The organism is Bacillus paralicheniformis, assembly GCF_001042485.2.
Taxonomy (GTDB): Bacteria; Bacillota; Bacilli; order Bacillales; family Bacillaceae; genus Bacillus; species Bacillus paralicheniformis.
In genome coordinates this window covers 171692-190844 of the sequence record NZ_LBMN02000016.1, presented here as the reverse complement: position 1 = coordinate 190844, position 19153 = coordinate 171692, and the positions used below count along the sequence as shown (strand labels likewise).

Sequence of the window (19153 nt, the reverse complement as noted above, 5' to 3'; positions counted from 1 at the left end):
ATATCATGGATGAGCGGCTTGTATCAAGTGAACTAGACAACCATGAATCAGCGATTGAGCAAAGTCTGCGTCCGCAAAGACTGGCTCAGTATATCGGCCAGGAAAAAGTGAAAGACAACCTCAAGGTTTTCATCGAAGCTGCGAAAATGCGGGAGGAAACGCTTGACCATGTCTTGTTGTACGGGCCGCCGGGATTGGGAAAAACGACGCTCGCCGCGATCATCGCCAACGAAATGGGAGTCAATCTCAGAACGACGTCAGGTCCGGCGATCGAGCGCCCCGGCGATTTGGCGGCGATATTAACGGCTCTGGAGCCAGGCGACGTTTTATTTATTGACGAGATCCACCGGCTGCACCGTTCGATCGAAGAGGTGCTGTATCCTGCGATGGAAGATTTCTGCCTTGATATCGTGATCGGCAAAGGGCCGTCGGCGCGTTCTGTGAGGCTCGATCTTCCTCCTTTTACCCTTGTCGGCGCGACCACAAGGGTCGGGCTTTTAACCGCGCCTCTCAGGGACAGGTTCGGCGTTCTGTCAAGGCTTGAGTATTACACGCGTGACGAGCTTTCGGAAATCGTGATCAGAACGGCGGAACTGTTTGAGGTCGACATCGATTCGCTCTCGGCTCTCGAAATCGCAAGACGGTCAAGAGGGACGCCGCGGATTGCGAACAGGCTTTTGAGGAGGGTCAGGGATTTTGCCCAGGTGCTTGGAAACAGCTCCATCACGGAGGAAGTGGCGGTTGATGCGCTTGAACGCCTCCAGGTTGATAAACTTGGGCTTGATCATATCGACCGCAAGCTTTTGATGGGCATGATCGAAAAATTTGGCGGCGGTCCCGTCGGCATCGATACGATTTCGGCTACCATCGGTGAGGAGTCTCACACGATTGAGGATGTGTATGAGCCGTATCTTCTTCAAATCGGTTTTATTCAAAGAACGCCGCGGGGGCGCATCGTGACCCCTGATGTATACAGCCACTTTAAAATGGAGGTTCCGAACAGTGACTGAATTTCCAAAGATTTTAATGGTGCTGGGCGCCGTCATTTTTGCCGTCGGTTTATTCATGCAAGTCATCGGCAGGCTTCCCGGCGATATTTTTGTGAAAAAGGGAAACGTGACATTTTTCTTTCCGGTTGTTACATGCATTGTCATCAGTATCATTCTGTCCGTGGTGTTTTCGATTTTCGGACGAATGAAATGACTCTGACATTCAAGTCTATAGATAGAGTAAGGTGAAAAAAGATGAAAGTAGAATTATTCGATTTTGACTTGCCTGAACGCCTCATCGCACAGGTTCCTTTAAAAGAGCGGGATGCGTCCAGGCTGATGGTGCTGGATAAAAAAACAGGAGAAATCACTCACAGCACGTTTAAGCATGTGATTGATTTTCTGAACGCGGGCGATTGCATCGTGCTGAACGATACGAGGGTGCTGCCGGCCCGCTTGTACGGAGTCAAGGAAGAGACGGGCGCAAAGGTTGAAGTTCTTCTGTTAAAACAGGAGGAAGGGGACGTCTGGGAAACGCTTGTCAAGCCCGCAAAGCGGGTCAAGCGCGGAACCGTTCTTTCGTTTGGAGACGGCCGTCTCACAGCGGTCTGCACAGAAGAGCTCGAGCACGGCGGAAGAAAAATTGAATTCCGCTATGAAGGGATTTTTTACGAGGTGCTCGAATCGCTCGGCGAAATGCCTCTGCCTCCTTATATTAAAGAACAGCTCGATGACAGGGAGCGCTATCAGACGGTTTACTCAAAGAAACAAGGATCGGCGGCTGCGCCGACGGCCGGGCTGCATTTTACGGAAGAGATTCTCGATGCGCTCAGGAAAAAAGGCGTGCATATTGCGTTTATTACCCTTCACGTCGGACTCGGGACATTCCGGCCTGTCAGTGCGGAAAATGTAGAGGAACACGACATGCATGCCGAGTTTTATGAAATGTCGGAAGAAACGGCAGCATTGTTAAACCGCGTCAGACAGGAAGGCGGAAAGATTATTTCCGTCGGCACGACATCGACGAGGACGCTTGAGACCATCGCTTCCGAGCATGACGGCCGCTTCCGGGAAGCGAGAGGCTGGACATCGATTTTTATTTATCCAGGCTACACATTCCGGGCGATAGACGGGATGATTACCAATTTTCATCTTCCGAAATCGTCCCTCATTATGCTTGTCAGCGCGCTCGCAGGCAGAGAGCATGTGCTTTCCGCCTACCGGACCGCAGTGGAACATGAATACCGCTTCTTCAGCTTCGGAGATGCCATGTTGATCAAATAAAATTCAAAAAGATTGGAGGGCTCATAATTTGTCGCAGCAACCGATACGCTATGAGTTCATAAAAGCATGTAAACAAACAGGAGCAAGACTGGGGAGAGTGCACACCCCGCACGGCTCATTTGAAACGCCGGTGTTTATGCCCGTAGGAACGCTCGCCACCGTTAAAACGATGGCGCCGGAAGAGCTGAAAGAAATGGGTGCAGGCATTATTTTAAGCAATACGTACCACCTTTGGCTGAGACCGGGCCATGACATCGTCAAAGAGGCGGGGGGCCTTCATCAGTTTATGAATTGGGACCGCGCCATTTTGACGGATTCAGGCGGCTTTCAGGTGTTTTCCCTGAGCGAGTTCCGCAAAATCGAAGAGGAAGGCGTTCATTTCCGCAATCATTTAAACGGAGACAAGCTGTTTTTATCTCCTGAAAAAGCGATGGACATCCAAAACGCCCTCGGATCAGATATTATGATGGCGTTTGACGAATGCCCGCCGTACCCGGCAGAGTACGATTATATGAAGAGGTCTGTTGAACGGACGAGCCGCTGGGCGGAAAGGTGCCTGAAAGCTCACAAACGCCCTGACGAGCAAGGGCTTTTCGGAATCGTTCAAGGCGGAGAGTACGAAAACTTGAGAAAACAAAGTGCGAAAGACTTGATTTCACTGGATTTTCCGGGATATGCTATAGGTGGACTATCCGTCGGAGAGCCGAAAGACGTGATGAACCGTGTGCTGGAGTTTACAACTCCGCTGCTTCCTGCGGATAAACCGCGCTATTTAATGGGGGTCGGCTCACCGGACTCTCTGATTGACGGAGCCATCCGCGGAGTGGATATGTTCGATTGCGTGCTGCCGACAAGGATAGCGAGAAACGGTACGCTCATGACGAGCGAAGGGCGTCTCGTCGTGAAAAATGCCAAATATGAAAGAGATTTCAGACCGATCGACGAGCAGTGCGACTGCTATACGTGCCGCAATTACTCGCGCGCTTATATCAGACATTTAATCCGCTGTAACGAAACGTTTGGAATTCGTTTAACTTCTTATCATAATCTTTATTTTCTGTTAAAATTAATGGGGCAAGTCAGAGATGCCATTCGTGAAGATCGTTTAGGTGATTTCCGGGAAGAGTTTTTTGAGCGCTACGGTTTTAATAAACCAAATGCTAAAAGTTTCTGACACATAAACGAAGAAAGCGATAAAGCCATTTGAAAGGGGTGAAAAAATAATGGAGATGCTTGGAACATTACTTCCGATTATTTTAATGTTTGCGGTTCTTTATTTCCTTTTGATCCGTCCGCAGCAAAAGCAGCAGAAGGCTGTCCGCCAGATGCAGGAGGAGCTGAAAAAAGGAGATAAGGTCGTAACGATCGGCGGCCTGCACGGCATCGTTGATTCAATTGACGAAAGCAAGGTTGTCATCAAAACAGGTGACAATACCCGTCTGACATTCGACCGCCGCGCGATCAGAGAGGCGTCAGCAGAATAGCCGAAAGGCTGATACATAAGCATCGGAAATCAGACTGTCGCAGGACGTGAAAACGGCGCTAGCGCCGTTCCTTATGTCTTGATGAAGCCGCAGTTGTTCCTGATGTGACATGGCATAAAAGAAGCCTTATGGGCACGAGAAAAGGGAGCGGACATCCGCTCCCTTTTTGCTGCCTTTATGCACGGCTCCCCTGCAGATTGACCCCGAAAACCCCGCCCAGCATGCTGACTCCCAAAAAGCCGGAATGATAGAGGAGCTGCTTCAAATTGAAGGCCTCTCCAAAGCCGAGATATTGAAACAAAAGCACCGTAAGGGAGAAGCAAAGCGCTGTCAACCCTCCGCTCAGCCACCCCTTTTCCTTCGATTTTCCTCCCGCAATAAAACCGCCGATGAACAAGGTAATAAAAGATATGGCGGTAATCAACCAGCTGAATGAACTTTCGGTTAATGATGTGAAGGTAAGGAGCAGCGAAATAAGCAGGCTTCCTGCAAACATCAAAGCGAAAATGACCACCAAGCTGTATAAAATCCCTTTGCCGACTTGTTTTGGTTCGTTCATCACGATCCTCCTTTCAAAATAGACGGGCTCGTCTTTTTAAATGTATTCTGCATGTTTCGCAAATAGACTAGCTCCCCCGACCTTTTATACATAAAAGACTCAAATTAACAAAGGCTATGTTTATGATCATGATAGGCGGAAGGAGGCGGGCCGTAATGGATGAAATCTTAGCTCTTACGTTTCGGACGATCGTTTTGTATTTCATCATCTTTATTTTGTTTCGCTTGATGGGGAAGAGGGAAATAGGCGAGCTGAGCATACTGGATCTTGTCGTTTTTATCATGATGGCCGAAATCGCGGTTTTGGCTATTGAAAATCTCGATGACCACCTTCTCCATACGATCATCCCGATTCTCGTTTTGACGCTGATCCAGGTTATATTTGCATATCTGTCATTGAAAAATCAAAAAATCCGCCGGCTTCTCGATGGAAAACCGACGATTATCATAGACCGCGGAAAAATTGATGAACACGCCATGAGGACACAGCGCTATAATTACGATGATTTGATGACGCAGCTGAGAGATAAGAATGTGGAACGAATCGGGGATGTTTCATATGCGATTTTGGAGCCGACCGGGAAGCTTTCAGTGTTTACAAAAGACGGGCCGAACAAAATGATCGAACTGCCGTTGATTATTGACGGAGTTGTTCAGAAAGAAGAATTGGAAAAGATCGGGAAGGATCAAGAGTGGCTTGAGCAAAAGCTTGAAAAAAGAGGACACCGCGATCTTTCCAAAATTTCTTATTGCACTTACAATAAAGGTTCTTTTTTTATTGACATAAAGGATGAATTCAAGCCTTAAAAAGAAAGCTATGAAATCCAGCGGCCGAACAGCGGAAACCGCTGGATTTCTTCCTTTTTGACCAGCTTGAAGGCAATCAGAAGGAAAACGTAGAGACAGCTTGTAACCGCGATACATAAAAGCAGGCGCATCGGCTCGGACTGGGCTAAAAAAAGGTGTTCTTTCATCAGAAGGCTGCCCCACCCTGATATCAAAATGACGCCGAAGGATACGATATATTCTTTCAGGTTAATGCTGATGGGAAGCACTTTGCTGACGGTTGCAGCGTGCAGCAAAGTGACAAGGATGATTCCCGTCAAGATCGCAAGCGCAGCCCCCATAATGCCAAGCGAAGGCCGTGAAGCGAGAACAAAAATGAGACCGGTTTTCACAACGGCGCCGACCAAGCTGTTCATCATTGCCGCGCCGGCCAGGTTTAAAGCCTGCAGGACGGCCTGCAGGGGGCCTTGGAAATAGTAGAACAAAAAGAATGGAGCCATGATTTTGACGTAAATGGCGGCATTTGACGACCCGTACATCACGCTGACCAGCTCATCAGCATACGAAAATAAAATGACCGCTGATATTCCGCCGCTTAATAGGCAAAGCCTCATCGCCTGCTCAAGCCTGTATTCCACAACCTGCATTTTTTTCTGCTCGATTCCTTCGCTGATGGCGGGAACGAGCGCGGTAGACAGCGAATATGTGATAAAGCTCGGGAGGGTGAGAAGCGTCAGGGCAAAGCCGGTCAACTCCCCGTACTGGCTCGTTGCGGCGGAAGCGGCGACCCCTGCTATCGCAAGGCTTTGCGCTACGACAATCGGCTCAAAAAACCATGACAGGTTCCCGATAAAACGGCTGCCCGTCGTTGGGAGCGAGACGCTCATCAGCTCGAAAAAAGTCGTTCGCCCCGCTTTAAGCGATTGGAAAAAACGTTTTCTGATGCGGATTTTCTTTTTGTATTTAAAGGCGACGAACAAATAAAGGAGTGAAGCCAATTCGCCAAACACGGAAGACAGCATGGCGCCCGCTGCTGCATACTCGATGCCGAGCGGAAGGAATGCTGTCGTGCAGACGGCGACGAGCGATATCCGGACAATTTGTTCGAGAACCTGGGACACGGCAAGCGGCCGCATATTTTGCTTCCCTTGAAAATAGCCCCTCAGCACGCTGGAAACGGCAATGATCGGCACGACCGGCGTAACCGCCAAAAGCGGATAAAGCGTTCTTTTGTCTGTGAGCAGCGTATCGGCCATCAGCGGGGCGTAAATGAGAAACACCGGAGTGATGATGGCGCTGAGCGTCCCGGTGATCGCAAGAGACATCACTAAAATCTGTTTTGTCTTCCTATGGTCTCGGCGCGCTTCCGCTTCAGCGACCAGCTTGCTGATGGCGACCGGGAGGCCGAACTGGGTGAGGGTGACGGCCAGAAAAAAAGTCGGGGCCGCCATCATGTAAAGCCCGACGCCTTCACCACCGATGAACCTTGCGATGACAATCCGGTTGATAAAGCCGAGCATTCTCGTAATCAAACCCGCCGCTATTAAAATGAGCGTTCCTTTTAAAAACGTCTGCTTCGTCATTTCTAGAGTCCCCTGCCTTCTCAAACAACCTTTAATCATATACAATAAGATATGCGCATACATCGTCCAAGCATGACAAGTCTCTCTGAAAAAATGTGAAAGGAGCGTGGCTTTGGCATGGGCAAACATCCGGCTGATCTGTACAAGGATCATTTAAAACCCTTTCTTCGCAGCAAGACGGAAGAGTTTAGAATACTCGGTTATGACGATATTGAAATAGAGGAATTGTGGTCATACTTATTGAATAAGAAATGGAAGAACCGGAAGGATGTTCAAATTCACCAGCTGGCCGGTGACATTTTATCTGTGAAAATTGGCGAATTTATGAACTATGCAACCGTAGAATCGTTTAAAACGTCTAATTTACTCGACAGCAAAGAAGGGCAGGATATGCTCGATGAGCTGCTGAGGTAGCCGTTGATTTTGGTTGATTTAAGGAGGAAATACATAATGAAAAAAGGACGCTTGATTGCGTTTTTCCTTACCGTTCTCTTGATCGGTACAGGACTGGGAATGTTCACGAAGCCGGCTGCAGACAACATCAGCCTCGGCCTTGATCTTCAGGGCGGTTTTGAGGTTCTGTATGAAGTCCAGCCTGCCAAACAGGGCGACAAAATTGACAGGGATGCCCTCATCAGCACGGTTGAAGCGCTGAACCGCCGGGCGAATGTATTAGGCGTCAGCGAGCCGAACATTCAAATTGAAGGAAACAACCGGATCAGGGTTCAGCTTGCCGGCGTCGACAACCAGAACAGGGCGCGGGAAATCTTATCGACACAGGCTCAACTTACGTTCAGGGATACGAATGACAAAGAGCTTTTGAACGGTGCGGATCTTGTCGAAAACGGCGCCAAACAGTCGTTCAAGCAGGATACGAATGAGCCGATCGTGACGATCAAGCTGAAGGATGCCGATAAATTCGGCGAAGTGACGAAGAAAGTGCTCGATATGAAGCCGAACAACCAGCTCGTCATCTGGCTTGATTACAAAAAAGGCGACTCTTTTAAAAAGGAATCGCAAAAAGCGGATCATAAATACATTTCCGCTCCGAATGTCAGCCAGGTGCTGAATACGTCAGACGTGATGATTGAAGGCAACTTTACGATTCAGGAAGCAAAAGACATGGCGAGCATTTTAAATGCGGGAGCTCTTCCTGTCAAACTCGTTGAAAAGTATTCGACATCCGTCGGAGCGCAGTTTGGGGAGCAGGCTTTGAATGATACCGTGTTTGCGGGAATCATTGGTATTGCTATTATTTTCTTATTTATGCTTCTTTACTATCGCTTGCCTGGTTTTATTGCGGTCATTACGCTTTCGGTCTACATCTACATTACACTGCAGATATTCGACTGGATGAATGCGGTTCTGACCCTTCCGGGGATCGCGGCTCTTATATTGGGCGTCGGGATGGCGGTTGACGCCAACATCATTACGTATGAACGCATAAAAGAAGAGCTGAAGCTCGGCAAATCGGTCCGTTCGGCTTTTAAAGCAGGAAACAGAAGATCGTTTGCAACGATTTTTGATGCCAATATTACGACGATGCTTGCCGGAATCGTGCTTTTCATATTTGGTACAAGCTCTGTCAAAGGCTTCGCGACCATGCTGATCCTATCCATTTTGACAAGCTTTATTACAGCTGTCTTCCTGTCGCGCTTCCTGCTCGGCCTGCTGGTCGAAAGCCGCTGGCTTGACCGGAAAAAAGGCTGGTTTGGGGTGCGCAAAAAAGACATTTTGGATATCAGAAAGACAGACGAAAATACGGAGCCTCCGAACCCGTTTTCCAAATGGGATTTCGTCGGGAAGCGCAAATGGTTCTTTGCATTTTCGGGCGTTCTTCTGGCCGCTGGTCTTATCGTCTTGCTTGTGTTTAAGCTGAACCTCGGCATCGATTTCTCAAGCGGATCGAGAATCGAAGTTCAAAGCGATCATAAGCTGACAACCCAGCAGCTCGAAAAGGACTTTGAACAAGTCGGGCTTGATCCTGACTCGATCGTTCTTTCAGGCGAAAAAAATGATCATGGCGTCGCCAGGTTTGTCGGCGTGCCGAATCAGAAAAAGATCGCTGAAGTGAAAGATTATTTTAAAGACAAATACGGAAGCGAACCAAATGTCAGCACCGTATCGCCTACCGTCGGCAAGGAGCTGGCGAGAAATGCGCTTTATGCGGTGATCATCGCGTCAATCGGGCTCATTTTGTATGTCTCGATCCGCTTTGAATACAAGATGGCGATTGCGGCTATTACTTCATTGCTGTATGACGCGTTTTTCATCATTGCCGTCTTCAGCCTGACAAGGCTTGAGGTTGATGTTACTTTCATTGCTGCCGTGCTGACGATCATCGGCTATTCGATAAATGATACAATTGTAACGTTTGACAGGATCAGGGAGCATATGAAAAAGCGCAAACCGAAAACCTTCAGCGACTTGTCGCATATTGTGAATTTGAGCTTGCAGCAGACGTTCACGCGTTCGATTAATACGGTGCTGACTGTCGTCATTGTCGTCATTGCACTTCTCATCTTCGGCGCTGCATCGATTTCGAACTTCTCTGTTGCGCTGTTGGTCGGACTTTTGAGCGGAGTATATTCATCACTCTACATCGCAGCTCAACTATGGCTTGTCTGGAAAGGGCGCGAACTGAAAAAGCCGAAGCGCAAGCCTGCAGAAGAATAAATAATGGACTGCCCGCACTGCCGGGCGGTCTTTTTTTGATTTGAATAGAAAAAAAGTTGTTTTGGCGGCTTTCTATCGATCTTCTTTTTGTTTAAAATTGGAGCAGAGCGGGAAAATAACGCTAGAAAACGACGCGAATGGAGAGAATATCTCATGAACAAACAATGGACGTTAATTGCTGCACTTATTTTTACATTAATTGTTGCTGTTTTCGCGGTCATTAATGTTGAACCGGTGAAGGTTGATTTTCTTTTTGGTACAGCAGAATGGCCTTTGATCCTGGTGATTTTGGTGTCGGTATTGATGGGGGCGCTTATCATCGGCTCGGCCGGCGCTTTCCAGATCATGCGGCTGAAAAAAGAGCTCAAGACGCTCAAGAAAGAAGAACGGGCAAAGCATCCTGAACTCGAAGCCGAACCGGCGGCGCCCGAAAATCAGAAAGACTAGAAAGATTGTACGAAATAAATTGAATCCCCTCATGCCGCTCTAGTATAATAGTGTGGTTGAGGGGTGAATTTATGTTAGCGTCAAAAATGCGTTGGGACGTGCAAACGCCCGACAAAGAAAAGGTGGAGCAGCTCGCCGGAAGGTTAGGCATTACTCCCCTTGCCGCCTCATTGCTTGTCATGAGAGGTTACGATACAGCCGACAAAGCATCTTCATTTTTATATGGCAATGATGCACGTTTTCACGATCCTTATCTGCTGAAAGATATGGAAAAAGCTGTACGGCGAATCAAACAGGCAATTTCAGATCAAGAAAAGATTATGATTTACGGCGATTATGATGCGGACGGTGTGACAAGCACGACTGTCCTTTTGCAAATGTTGAAAAAATGTTCAGCACAAGCCGATTTTTATATACCTGACCGCTTTAAAGAAGGGTACGGTCCGAATGAAGCGGCCTTTCGCGGGATCAAAGAATCAGGCTATTCATTGATCATTACAGTTGACACAGGCATTGCCGGCGTTCATGAAGCTGAAGTCGCTAAAGAGCTTGGTGTCGATTTGATCATTACGGATCACCATGAGCCGGGCCCCGTTTTGCCGGATGCCTATGCGATCATTCATCCGAAGCAGCCGGGCTGCGGCTATCCATTTAAAGAGCTAGCCGGCGTCGGTGTCGCATTTAAGCTAGCCCACGCTTTGAACGGAGAGCTCCCGGAAGATTTGCTCGACCTTTGTGCGATCGGCACGATTGCCGACCTTGTGCCGCTCCATGATGAAAACAGGCAGATTGCCAAGCGCGGCATGGAACAGTTCAGGAGGACGAAGCGCCCCGGATTAAAGGCGCTGACCAAAATTGCCGGAGCGGAGATACATAGTGCGGATGAAGAGACTATCGGTTTTCAAATCGCGCCCCGCTTAAACGCGGTCGGCAGAATTGAACAGGCTGACCCGGCTGTCTACCTCCTGAACACAGAAGACGAAACAGAAGCGGAAGAGCTGGCCGAAGACATCAACGCCTTGAACAAGGAGCGCCAAAAAATCGTCAATCAGATGACAGAGGAAGCCGTTCAGATGATCGAGGAGGAAGGCCTTGACCAGCCGGTGATCGTCGCGGCGCGGCCGGGCTGGAATCCCGGCGTCGTCGGAATCGTGGCTTCAAAGCTTGTCGAGAGGTATTACAGGCCAGCCATCGTTCTCGGTATCGATGAAGAAAAAGGCATTGCCAAAGGATCTGCGCGCAGCATCAAAGGATTTGATTTATTTCAAAATCTCTCGGAGTGCCGGGATATTCTCCCGCACTTCGGCGGCCACCCGATGGCAGCTGGAATGACGCTCAACCTGGAAGATGTTTCGGCACTAAGGGAGAGAATCAACCGTCAGGCTGAAGCGGTTCTGACCGAGGAAGATTTTATTCCCGTCCAAGACGTCGATTTGTGCTGCCGGCTCGAAGATATCACGGTTGACAGCATTGCCGAAATGAACATGCTGGCGCCGTTCGGCACGGGAAATCCGAAGCCGTTCGTTCTTGTCAGCGACGTTAAAATTGATGATTCCAGGAAAATCGGCGCCAACAAGAATCACTTGAAGCTTGTCCTGGCAGACGGCGAGAACAAGCTCGATTGCATCGGATTTTATAAAGGCGCCATCGAAGACGGGATCGTTCCTGGAGCAAAGATTTCGATTGTCGGGGAACTGTCGATTAACGAGTGGAACAACAGAAAAAAACCGCAGCTGATGATCAAAGATGCGGCCGTCAATGAATGGCAGCTGTTTGATCTGCGGGGAAAACGGTCATGGGAAGAAAAAATATTGCAGCTGGACCCTGCAAAACGGGCGTGCATCTGCTTCCGCGAGGAAACAAAAGCGAAGCTTGCGGGGACAGGCCTTGAAGAAGAGCTGACCGTCATCAGCGGCCCTGAAGAGGCAGAGCGTCTCGACCTTGAGAGCCGTTATGCGGTATTTATAGATATTCCGCCGTCGCTCGACATCTTTGACCAAGTGATAAAAGGCAAAAAACTGGAGCGCATTTATCTGATTTTTTATCAATCAGATGAACATTTTTTCTCAACATTTCCAACAAGGGAATACTTTAAATGGTACTATGCTTTCCTCCTGAAAAGAGGTTCTTTTGACTTGCCGAAATACGGCGGGGAGCTTGCCAGACATAAAGGCTGGACAAAAGACACAATTGATTTCATGACAAAGGTGTTTTTTGAGCTCGGTTTTGTTACAATAGAGAATGGTGTTTTATCTGTTGTTTATCATGCCGAAAGGCGTGATCTGACAGATTCTGAAACCTACCGGGAAAAACAGCGCCTGATTGAATTGGAGCAAAAGCTCATTTATTCTTCGGCGGATGAGCTTAAACAGTGGCTGGATAAGCGGATGGCGGAAAACGCCGTCGCTTATAAAGTATGAGGAGGACATGAAGACAGATGGATTTGAAGAAGTATGTGACAATTGTGCCGGATTACCCGAAGGAAGGCGTACAATTTAAAGATATTACAACATTGATGGACAAAGGCGACGTCTATCGCTATGCGACAGATCAAATTGTAACGTATGCGAAAGAAAAAGAGATCGATCTTGTCGTGGGACCTGAAGCGAGAGGATTTATCATCGGCTGCCCTGTCGCATATTCGCTTGGGGTAGGATTTGCGCCTGTCCGCAAAGAAGGCAAATTGCCGCGCGAAGTCATCAAAGTCGACTACGGATTGGAATATGGAAAAGATGTCCTGACCATCCATAAAGATGCCATTAAACCGGGGCAGCGCGTCTTGATCACTGACGACCTGCTTGCAACTGGCGGGACGATCGAAGCAACGATCAAGCTGGTTGAAGAGCTCGGCGGCATCGTAGCCGGAATCGCTTTCCTGATCGAGCTGACATATCTTGAAGGAAGAAATAAACTGGACGGATATGATATTTTAACCTTGATGCAATACTAAACAAAATTTATACTATAAAAAGCACTCATCAAAAGCGGGTGCTTTTTTTCCTATTCATATAGTATTCCGGGGCCGGCAAAAGTCCTTTTGAATTTCTTCTCTTTACATCTGTGACATTTTTCTTGATAATAATTACAATACAGTTTTCAATTATAAAAAAGGTGATTCCATGGCGAACGAACAAGTATTAACCGCTGAGCAAGTCATTGAGAAGGCGAAAAGTTACCTTTCCGATGAACATGTTGCTTTTATAAAAAAGGCTTATCAGTACGCGGAAGACGCACATCGCGAACAATACCGCAAATCGGGCGAGCCGTATATTATCCATCCGATCCAGGTCGCGGGTATCCTCGTCGATTTAGAAATGGACCCCGCCACAATAGCGGGAGGATTTCTCCATGATGTGGTGGAAGATACGAGTGTAACGCTTGAAGATTTAAAGGAAGCATTCAACGAAGAAGTTGCGATGCTTGTCGACGGCGTCACGAAGCTTGGGAAAATTAAATATAAATCACAGGAAGAACAGCAGGCAGAAAATCATCGGAAAATGTTTGTGGCTATGGCTCAGGACATCCGCGTCATTTTGATCAAGCTGGCGGACCGCCTTCACAACATGAGAACCCTGAAGCACCTGCCGCAGGAAAAGCAGCGCAGAATTTCAAATGAGACGCTTGAAATATTTGCTCCGCTGGCTCATCGCCTTGGGATTTCAAAAATAAAGTGGGAGCTTGAGGATACCGCTTTGCGCTATTTAAATCCGCAGCAATATTACCGGATCGTCAATTTGATGAAGAAAAAGCGGGCCGAAAGGGAATTGTACGTCGAAGAGGTCGTAAACGAAGTGAAAAGCCGCGTCGAAGAGGTTAATATTAAAGCGGACTTTTCCGGACGGCCGAAGCATATTTACAGCATCTACAGAAAAATGGCGATGCAAAACAAGCAATTCAACGAAATTTACGACTTGCTCGCAGTCCGGATCCTCGTCAACAGCATCAAGGACTGCTACGCGGTTTTAGGCATCATTCATACATGCTGGAAGCCGATGCCGGGCAGATTTAAAGACTATATCGCAATGCCGAAGCCGAACATGTACCAGTCGCTCCATACCACCGTCATCGGTCCGAAGGGGGATCCGCTGGAAGTCCAGATCAGGACGTTTGAAATGCACGAAATTGCGGAATACGGAATCGCGGCCCACTGGGCTTACAAAGAAGGCAAAAATGTCAATGAAGATTCAAGCTTTGATAAAAAGCTCTCCTGGTTCCGTGAAATTTTGGAATTTCAAAATGAGTCGAGCGATGCCGAAGAATTTATGGAGTCTCTAAAAATCGATTTGTTTTCCGACATGGTGTTCGTTTTTACGCCGAAAGGGGACGTCATTGAATTGCCGTCAGGCTCCGTGCCGATCGACTTTTCGTACCGGATCCATTCAGAAATAGGCAATAAAACGATCGGGGCGAAAGTAAACGGCAAAATGGTCACGCTTGATTACAAGCTGCGCACAGGGGATATCGTAGAAATTCTGACGTCCAAGCATTCGTACGGTCCGAGCCAGGACTGGATCAACCTTGCGCAGACATCTCAAGCGAAGCATAAAATCCGCCAGTTCTTTAAAAAGCAGCGCAGAGAGGAAAACGTCGAAAAAGGCAGAGAACTGGTTGAAAAAGAAATTAAAAACCTGGACTTTGAAGTGAAGGACGTCTTAACAGTCGAGAATCTGCAGAAAGTCGCCGACAAATTCAATTTTGCCAATGAAGAAGACATGTATGCCGCAGTCGGCTATAACGGCATTACAGCCGCTCAAGTTGCAAACCGTCTGACGGAAAAAGAACGGAAAATCAGAGATCAGGAAGAACAGGTGAAAAGCGTTCAAGACGTAACGCCTGAACCGAAACCTTACCAAGGGAAAAAGCGCGAAGCGGGTGTTCGCGTCAAAGGCGTTGACAACCTTCTGATCAGACTGTCAAAATGCTGCAACCCCGTTCCGGGAGATCCGATCGTCGGATTCATTACAAAAGGCCGTGGTGTATCTGTCCATCGCGAGGACTGCCCGAATGTTTTAACAAATGAAGCACTCGACCGGCTGATTCAAGTAGAATGGGAGCATGAGCCGCAGACGCAGCGGAGAAAAGAATATAACGTCGAAATCGAAATTCTCGGCTATGACCGCCGCGGCCTTCTTAATGAAGTTCTTCAGGCCGTTAATGAGACAAAAACAAATATTTCATCTGTATCAGGTAAATCTGATCGCAATAAAGTGGCGACGATCCATATGGCCATCTTCATTCAAAATATTAATCATTTGCATAAAGTGGTTGAACGGATCAAACAGATCAAAGATATTTACTCCGTGCGCAGGGTGATGAATTAGGAGGAAAAGGGTCATGAGATTAGTTGTTCAGCGCGTCACAGATGCAAGCGTTTCGGTAGGAGGCGAGACTGTCGGTCAAATCGGTCTCGGCTTGATGGTGCTTGTCGGCGTGACGCAGGAAGATACGAGCGAAGATGCCGCATATTTGGCGGAAAAGCTAGTCAATCTGCGAATTTTTGAAGATGAAGGCGAAAAGATGAACCTGTCGCTTTTAGATGTCGGAGGCTCCGTTTTATCGGTATCTCAGTTTACCTTGTACGGCGACACGAAAAAAGGGAGACGGCCGAATTTTACAAAAGCGGCAAAGCCCGATCAGGCGCTTCAATTGTACGAGGAGTGGAACAGCATGCTTCGCGCAAAAGGGGTCGCTGTCGAAACGGGAAGATTTGGCGAAATGATGGATGTCAAGCTGACAAATTCGGGCCCCGTCACCTTTATTATGGATTCTAAAGCTTGAAAAAGCTCCCAATTGGGAGCTTTTTTAAATTAGTCAAAATAGTTTTCCAGGCCGCTTCTGATGCCGTCTGTCACTCTTTCTCTGTAAGCATTCGTGCTGACAACCGCTTCTTCTTGAGGGTGGCTCAAGTAGCCGAGTTCAAACAATGCGGCCGGCTGTTTATTTTCTCTTAATACGAAGTAGTCCCCGAATAATACGCCGCGGCTTGGCAGAGGCGAGTGTTTTTCGATCTCGGACTGCACGTCTGCTGCGAGCTTCCGGTCTTTTGAAGGGCTGTAGTAATAGGCGGTATTTCCCCTTACGGACGCGTTTGCAAAACTATCATAATGAATGCTGATAAAAGCGTCGGCGTTTCGGTAGTGAGAGGTCGCGACCCGCGACTGAAGGCTGACGAAAGAATCGTCATTCCGCGTCATATAGACATTGACGCCATCGGCTCTCAGTTTCGCGGCAAGAAGCGTTGCCGTTTTGATGGTCAGCCGTTTTTCCAGCGTCCCTTGCGTTCCGATTGTCCCGCTGTCATGTCCGCCGTGTCCGGCATCGATGACCACCGTTTTGTTTTTGATTGTGCCGCTCGAGCTCGACCGCTTTGCCAAAGGCGGAGCTGCGCTTTTCGAATCTCCGGCTGAGCCAGACTGGTCAGCAGTCTGAACGACCCAGTTTGCCACATAGGCGGAATCGCCGTTTGACAGTTTGATTTCATACCAGTCGCCTTTTGCAGAGACGATCGGGTAAGACTCGCCTTTCCCTGCGCGCTTGACGATCGCTGAGGATGTCGAAGGCCCGCTTCTAACATTTGTACCTTCATACACGATGGTGGCCTGCTGTTTTGACACGGAGCCGCTGCTTGTTTCCGAAGTTCCGCTTTTCTGTTTGGTTCCTTCGAGAATATAGTGGCTTGCGACCCAGCCCTTTTGACCATTAAATTCGATTTCATACCAGCCGTGCTGTTCGTTTAAAATCGTCACACTTGCATTCCGTTGGAGCGACGCAATAATCCGTCCTTGATGGGAAGCTGTGCTTCTGACATTTAAGGTGGATACGCCGACCGTTCCTGATTTTGTTGATGAAGCATGTGATGAAGACGATTGAGACTGTTTTGCTCCTGAACCTTGATTGACATAGTCTGAATGGACCCAGCCAGTGATGTTCTGGTAGGAAATCTTCATCCATTTTCCGTCGGTCTTTAGCAGGTCAGCCTGTTCTCCTTCAGGGAATACGCCTTGGACTTCATATGAAGTGCCGGGGCCTTTTCTGATTCTCAGGTTTGCTTCGGAAGATGTGACTTTTCCCGCCGCTGAATCAGAGCCGTTGGAAACTTGGCTTTTTTTCTTGATCAGCCAGGATACGACCCATCCTTTTTGTCCGCCGTTCAGCTGGATCTGGACCCAATCCCCGCGCTCTTCGAGGATCGGATAGCTTTCATTCCGGCTGACGACGCTGACGATTTCATGGCTCAGTCCGGGCCCGCTCCTGACATTGATTTCATCGGTGGCAATCACGGCTTCCCCGATGGCTGCAGAAGCTGTGTTTGACGATGTATAAAAGGCTGCTTGTGCTGCCAGCATCATCGATAGGATCAATACTGTTCTTTTTTTCATATTGTTACCCATCTCCTCCTTTCGGTAAAAAACTTGGAACACTACTTCTTCTTCTATATCGTATATTCCTTGCCGTTTTTTTAATAAAATGAAAATGATTTGTTTATACTATAGAAAAAAGATATCAAAAGGATGTTGTTGCGTGAGGTATAATCAAAGAATGGGCAGAGCGATCCATGAGCAAGAAGCGAATCTGCATCTAAAGGATCATGCGGACCCGGAGCAGGCCGGCTTTATGGAAGAAACGGCGACTGAGCTGGGGCTTGCGTCCAAAGAATCAATTCAAAATAAAAAGAACCGCAAATAGGGTTGACATGCACACTTAACACTCGTATTATAATATAAATTAGTGTACATATGAGTTGAACTGAAGATGGAGAATAGTAGGCAAGAGTACGTGAAAAGAGAGGAACCGCCCTGGGCTGAAAGCGGTCTGCACGGTATCTTGACCGAATGAACACTCCGAAGGTTTCCCGCTGAAAGCCCGGCAGAACTTGCGAGCAATTAGGCGGCGGACGTGAACCTGCGTTAAAGGCATGAGCGGGAACGGGTTGATCGTTCCAACTAGGGTGGCACCACGGGTATAACTCTCGTCCCTACTATTGGTTTTATAGTAGGTTCGGGGGTTTTTTTATTTCCATAAATGAAAAAAAGCATTTAAGTCATGAGGAGGATTTAAAAATGGGATTTAATATTCCAAGGGGAACACAAGATATTCTCCCAGGAGAATCGGAACGCTGGCAATACGTCGAAAAGATTGCGAGAGAAACGTGTCATGCGTATCAATATAAAGAAATCCGGACGCCTATTTTTGAACATACAGAACTATTTTCCCGCGGGGTGGGAGAATCGACCGATATCGTGCAAAAGGAAATGTACACATTCGCAGACAAAAAAGGAAGAAGCCTGACGCTTCGTCCTGAAGGCACTGCATCTGCAGTACGCTCTTTTGTGGAAAACAAACTTTTTGCTAATCCGGTTCAGCCGACGAAACTTTACTACATCGGACCGATGTTCCGCTATGAAAGGCCGCAGACAGGCCGCTACCGCCAATTTTATCAATTCGGCATCGAAGCGATCGGTTCGAACGACCCGGCGATTGACGCGGAAGTCATTGCCTTGGCGATGAGCGTATACCGGAAAGCGGGTCTCAACAATCTGAAGCTGGTCATTAACAGCCTCGGCGACAAAGAGAGCCGAACCGCTCACAGAGAAGCGCTGATCCGCCACTTTGAGCCGAGGATCGACGAGTTTTGTTCAGACTGTCAAAAACGGCTCCGGCAAAATCCGCTGCGGATTCTCGACTGCAAAAAAGACAGGGATCATGAACTGCTGAAAACGGCTCCTTCGATTCTTGACTACTTAAATGAAGAATCCAAAGCCTATTTTGCGAAAGTGCAGCAATATCTGACCGACATCGGCATTGCGTTTGAGGTCGATCCGAATCTGGTGAGAGGGCTTGACTATTACAATCACACGGCTTTTGAAATCATGAGCAATGCCGAAGGCTTCGGAGCGATTACGACGCTTGCTGGCGGAGGGCGCTATGACGGCCTTACCGAGGAGTTCGGCGGACCGAAAGCGCCGGGCATCGGCTTTGCGATGAGCATCGAACGCCTTCTCGCCGCACTGGACGCGGAAAATGTGAAAGTCGGAGCGGATGAAGGCATTGACTGCTATATCGTGACACTTGGCGACAAAGCCAAAGACTATTCTGTATCCCTCCTTTATAAATTGAGAGAAGCAGGGATTTCCGCCGAAATCGACTATGAACAGAAAAAAATGAAAGGCCAGTTTAAATCCGCCGACCGTCTCAATGCGAAATATATCGCTGTTTTGGGCGAGGATGAACTGAGCCAAAATCAAATAAATGTCAAAGATGCGAAAACAGGAGATCAACAGGCCATCGGCCTTGATGAATTCATCCGTTTCTTGAAAACAAACACTGAAAGTTAAAGGAGAGGACC

General features: G+C 48.0%; 18 protein-coding genes and 1 other annotated feature. Of the genes, 15 read left to right on the top strand and 3 right to left on the bottom strand.

Annotated features, from left to right (window positions below; translation table 11 throughout):
- Positions 1–5: 5 nt before the first annotated feature.
- Genes ruvB through yajC form a run of 5 tightly spaced genes read left to right on the top strand, consistent with a single transcriptional unit; the run spans position 6 to position 3757 of the window.
- Positions 6–1010 carry a Holliday junction branch migration DNA helicase RuvB gene (gene ruvB / locus ACH97_RS13025; RefSeq protein WP_020452422.1) on the top strand — a complete coding sequence of 335 codons (1005 nt, stop codon included), beginning with the start codon at positions 6–8 and terminating at the stop codon, positions 1008–1010.
- Positions 1003–1203 (top strand): DUF2905 domain-containing protein, encoded by a 201-nt coding sequence (locus ACH97_RS13020; RefSeq protein WP_020452421.1) that lies wholly within the window; start codon positions 1003–1005, stop codon positions 1201–1203. Before ruvB ends, ACH97_RS13020 begins: the two co-directional genes overlap by 8 nt.
- A 41-nt stretch (positions 1204–1244) precedes the next feature.
- Entirely contained in the window at positions 1245–2273 is a 1029-nt protein-coding gene (queA, locus tag ACH97_RS13015) for a tRNA preQ1(34) S-adenosylmethionine ribosyltransferase-isomerase QueA (protein ID WP_020452420.1), read from the top strand.
- A gap of 28 nt (positions 2274–2301) precedes the next feature.
- Entirely contained in the window at positions 2302–3447 is a 1146-nt protein-coding gene (tgt, locus tag ACH97_RS13010) for a tRNA guanosine(34) transglycosylase Tgt (RefSeq protein WP_020452419.1), read from the top strand.
- A gap of 46 nt (positions 3448–3493) precedes the next feature.
- A complete protein-coding gene (gene yajC / locus ACH97_RS13005) occupies positions 3494–3757 on the top strand; it encodes a preprotein translocase subunit YajC (protein WP_085959518.1) in 264 nt (87 codons plus the stop codon).
- 175 nt (positions 3758–3932) lie between these two features.
- Here yajC and ACH97_RS13000 read toward each other — a convergent pair whose 3' ends face one another.
- Positions 3933–4316 carry a TIGR04086 family membrane protein gene (locus ACH97_RS13000; protein ID WP_003183976.1) on the bottom strand — a complete coding sequence of 128 codons (384 nt, stop codon included), beginning with the start codon at positions 4314–4316 and terminating at the stop codon, positions 3933–3935.
- Between the two features lie 155 nt (positions 4317–4471).
- Between ACH97_RS13000 and ACH97_RS12995 the strand changes: the two genes are divergently transcribed.
- Positions 4472–5122, top strand: a complete 651-nt coding sequence (locus ACH97_RS12995) for a DUF421 domain-containing protein (RefSeq protein WP_048349912.1) — start codon at positions 4472–4474, stop codon at positions 5120–5122.
- A gap of 8 nt (positions 5123–5130) precedes the next feature.
- On the opposite strand, the gene spoVB is transcribed toward ACH97_RS12995, so the two are convergent.
- The gene (spoVB, locus tag ACH97_RS12990) at positions 5131–6684 is read right to left on the bottom strand and encodes a stage V sporulation protein B (protein WP_009327771.1); all 1554 of its coding nucleotides are present in this window, start codon (positions 6682–6684) and stop codon (positions 5131–5133) included.
- A 117-nt stretch (positions 6685–6801) separates the two neighbouring features.
- Here spoVB and ACH97_RS12985 point away from each other — a divergent pair, with 117 nt between their 5' ends.
- The 7 genes from ACH97_RS12985 (at position 6802) to dtd (ending at position 15585) form a co-directional block, all read left to right on the top strand.
- Complete coding sequence (locus ACH97_RS12985; protein ID WP_003183971.1) at positions 6802–7098, top strand: post-transcriptional regulator; 297 nt, start codon at positions 6802–6804, stop codon at positions 7096–7098.
- A gap of 36 nt (positions 7099–7134) precedes the next feature.
- Positions 7135–9360 carry a protein translocase subunit SecDF gene (gene secDF, locus ACH97_RS12980; RefSeq protein ID WP_003183969.1) on the top strand — a complete coding sequence of 742 codons (2226 nt, stop codon included), beginning with the start codon at positions 7135–7137 and terminating at the stop codon, positions 9358–9360.
- A 153-nt stretch (positions 9361–9513) separates the two neighbouring features.
- The gene (locus tag ACH97_RS12975; protein WP_003183967.1) at positions 9514–9807 is read left to right on the top strand and encodes a LapA family protein; all 294 of its coding nucleotides are present in this window, start codon (positions 9514–9516) and stop codon (positions 9805–9807) included.
- A 71-nt stretch (positions 9808–9878) separates the two neighbouring features.
- Positions 9879–12227 (top strand): single-stranded-DNA-specific exonuclease RecJ, encoded by a 2349-nt coding sequence (gene recJ / locus ACH97_RS12970; protein ID WP_048349913.1) that lies wholly within the window; start codon positions 9879–9881, stop codon positions 12225–12227.
- Between the two features lie 17 nt (positions 12228–12244).
- Positions 12245–12757, top strand: coding sequence for an adenine phosphoribosyltransferase (locus tag ACH97_RS12965; RefSeq protein WP_020452411.1), 513 nt, complete (start codon positions 12245–12247; stop codon positions 12755–12757).
- A gap of 169 nt (positions 12758–12926) precedes the next feature.
- Positions 12927–15128, top strand: a complete 2202-nt coding sequence (locus tag ACH97_RS12960; protein ID WP_023855390.1) for a RelA/SpoT family protein — start codon at positions 12927–12929, stop codon at positions 15126–15128.
- A 13-nt stretch (positions 15129–15141) separates the two neighbouring features.
- On the top strand, positions 15142–15585 hold the full coding sequence (dtd, locus tag ACH97_RS12955; RefSeq protein WP_048349914.1) for a D-aminoacyl-tRNA deacylase: 444 nt from the start codon (positions 15142–15144) through the stop codon (positions 15583–15585).
- Positions 15586–15614: 29 nt separating this feature from the next.
- Here dtd and ACH97_RS12950 read toward each other — a convergent pair whose 3' ends face one another.
- Positions 15615–17186: an N-acetylmuramoyl-L-alanine amidase family protein gene (locus ACH97_RS12950; protein ID WP_048349915.1), complete on the bottom strand. Its 1572-nt coding sequence runs from the start codon at positions 17184–17186 to the stop codon at positions 15615–15617.
- Between the two features lie 142 nt (positions 17187–17328).
- Between ACH97_RS12950 and ACH97_RS23630 the strand changes: the two genes are divergently transcribed.
- On the top strand, positions 17329–17493 hold the full coding sequence (locus tag ACH97_RS23630; protein WP_162009190.1) for a YrzK family protein: 165 nt from the start codon (positions 17329–17331) through the stop codon (positions 17491–17493).
- Between the two features lie 54 nt (positions 17494–17547).
- Positions 17548–17787 (top strand) — a binding site (T-box leader).
- A gap of 80 nt (positions 17788–17867) precedes the next feature.
- Positions 17868–19142 (top strand): histidine--tRNA ligase, encoded by a 1275-nt coding sequence (gene hisS, locus ACH97_RS12945; RefSeq protein WP_020452407.1) that lies wholly within the window; start codon positions 17868–17870, stop codon positions 19140–19142.
- Positions 19143–19153: the final 11 nt, after the last annotated feature.

Excerpts from the sequence above, each read along its gene's own strand:
- ACH97_RS12985 (WP_003183971.1), top strand. The coding sequence starts at position 6,802 with ATGGGCAAACATCCGGCTGATCTGTACAAGGATCATTTAAAACCCTTT.
- queA (WP_020452420.1), top strand. The coding sequence starts at position 1,245 with ATGAAAGTAGAATTATTCGATTTTGACTTGCCTGAACGCCTCATCGCA.
- ruvB (WP_020452422.1), top strand. The coding sequence starts at position 6 with ATGGATGAGCGGCTTGTATCAAGTGAACTAGACAACCATGAATCAGCG.
- ACH97_RS12965 (WP_020452411.1), top strand. The coding sequence starts at position 12,245 with ATGGATTTGAAGAAGTATGTGACAATTGTGCCGGATTACCCGAAGGAA.
- ACH97_RS12960 (WP_023855390.1), top strand. The coding sequence starts at position 12,927 with ATGGCGAACGAACAAGTATTAACCGCTGAGCAAGTCATTGAGAAGGCG.
- ACH97_RS13000 (WP_003183976.1), bottom strand. The coding sequence starts at position 4,316 with ATGAACGAACCAAAACAAGTCGGCAAAGGGATTTTATACAGCTTGGTG.
- ACH97_RS12950 (WP_048349915.1), bottom strand. The coding sequence starts at position 17,186 with ATGAAAAAAAGAACAGTATTGATCCTATCGATGATGCTGGCAGCACAA.
- spoVB (WP_009327771.1), bottom strand. The coding sequence starts at position 6,684 with ATGACGAAGCAGACGTTTTTAAAAGGAACGCTCATTTTAATAGCGGCG.
- ACH97_RS12995 (WP_048349912.1), top strand. The coding sequence starts at position 4,472 with ATGGATGAAATCTTAGCTCTTACGTTTCGGACGATCGTTTTGTATTTC.
- hisS (WP_020452407.1), top strand. The coding sequence starts at position 17,868 with ATGGGATTTAATATTCCAAGGGGAACACAAGATATTCTCCCAGGAGAA.
- ACH97_RS12975 (WP_003183967.1), top strand. The coding sequence starts at position 9,514 with ATGAACAAACAATGGACGTTAATTGCTGCACTTATTTTTACATTAATT.
- secDF (WP_003183969.1), top strand. The coding sequence starts at position 7,135 with ATGAAAAAAGGACGCTTGATTGCGTTTTTCCTTACCGTTCTCTTGATC.
- dtd (WP_048349914.1), top strand. The coding sequence starts at position 15,142 with ATGAGATTAGTTGTTCAGCGCGTCACAGATGCAAGCGTTTCGGTAGGA.
- recJ (WP_048349913.1), top strand. The coding sequence starts at position 9,879 with ATGTTAGCGTCAAAAATGCGTTGGGACGTGCAAACGCCCGACAAAGAA.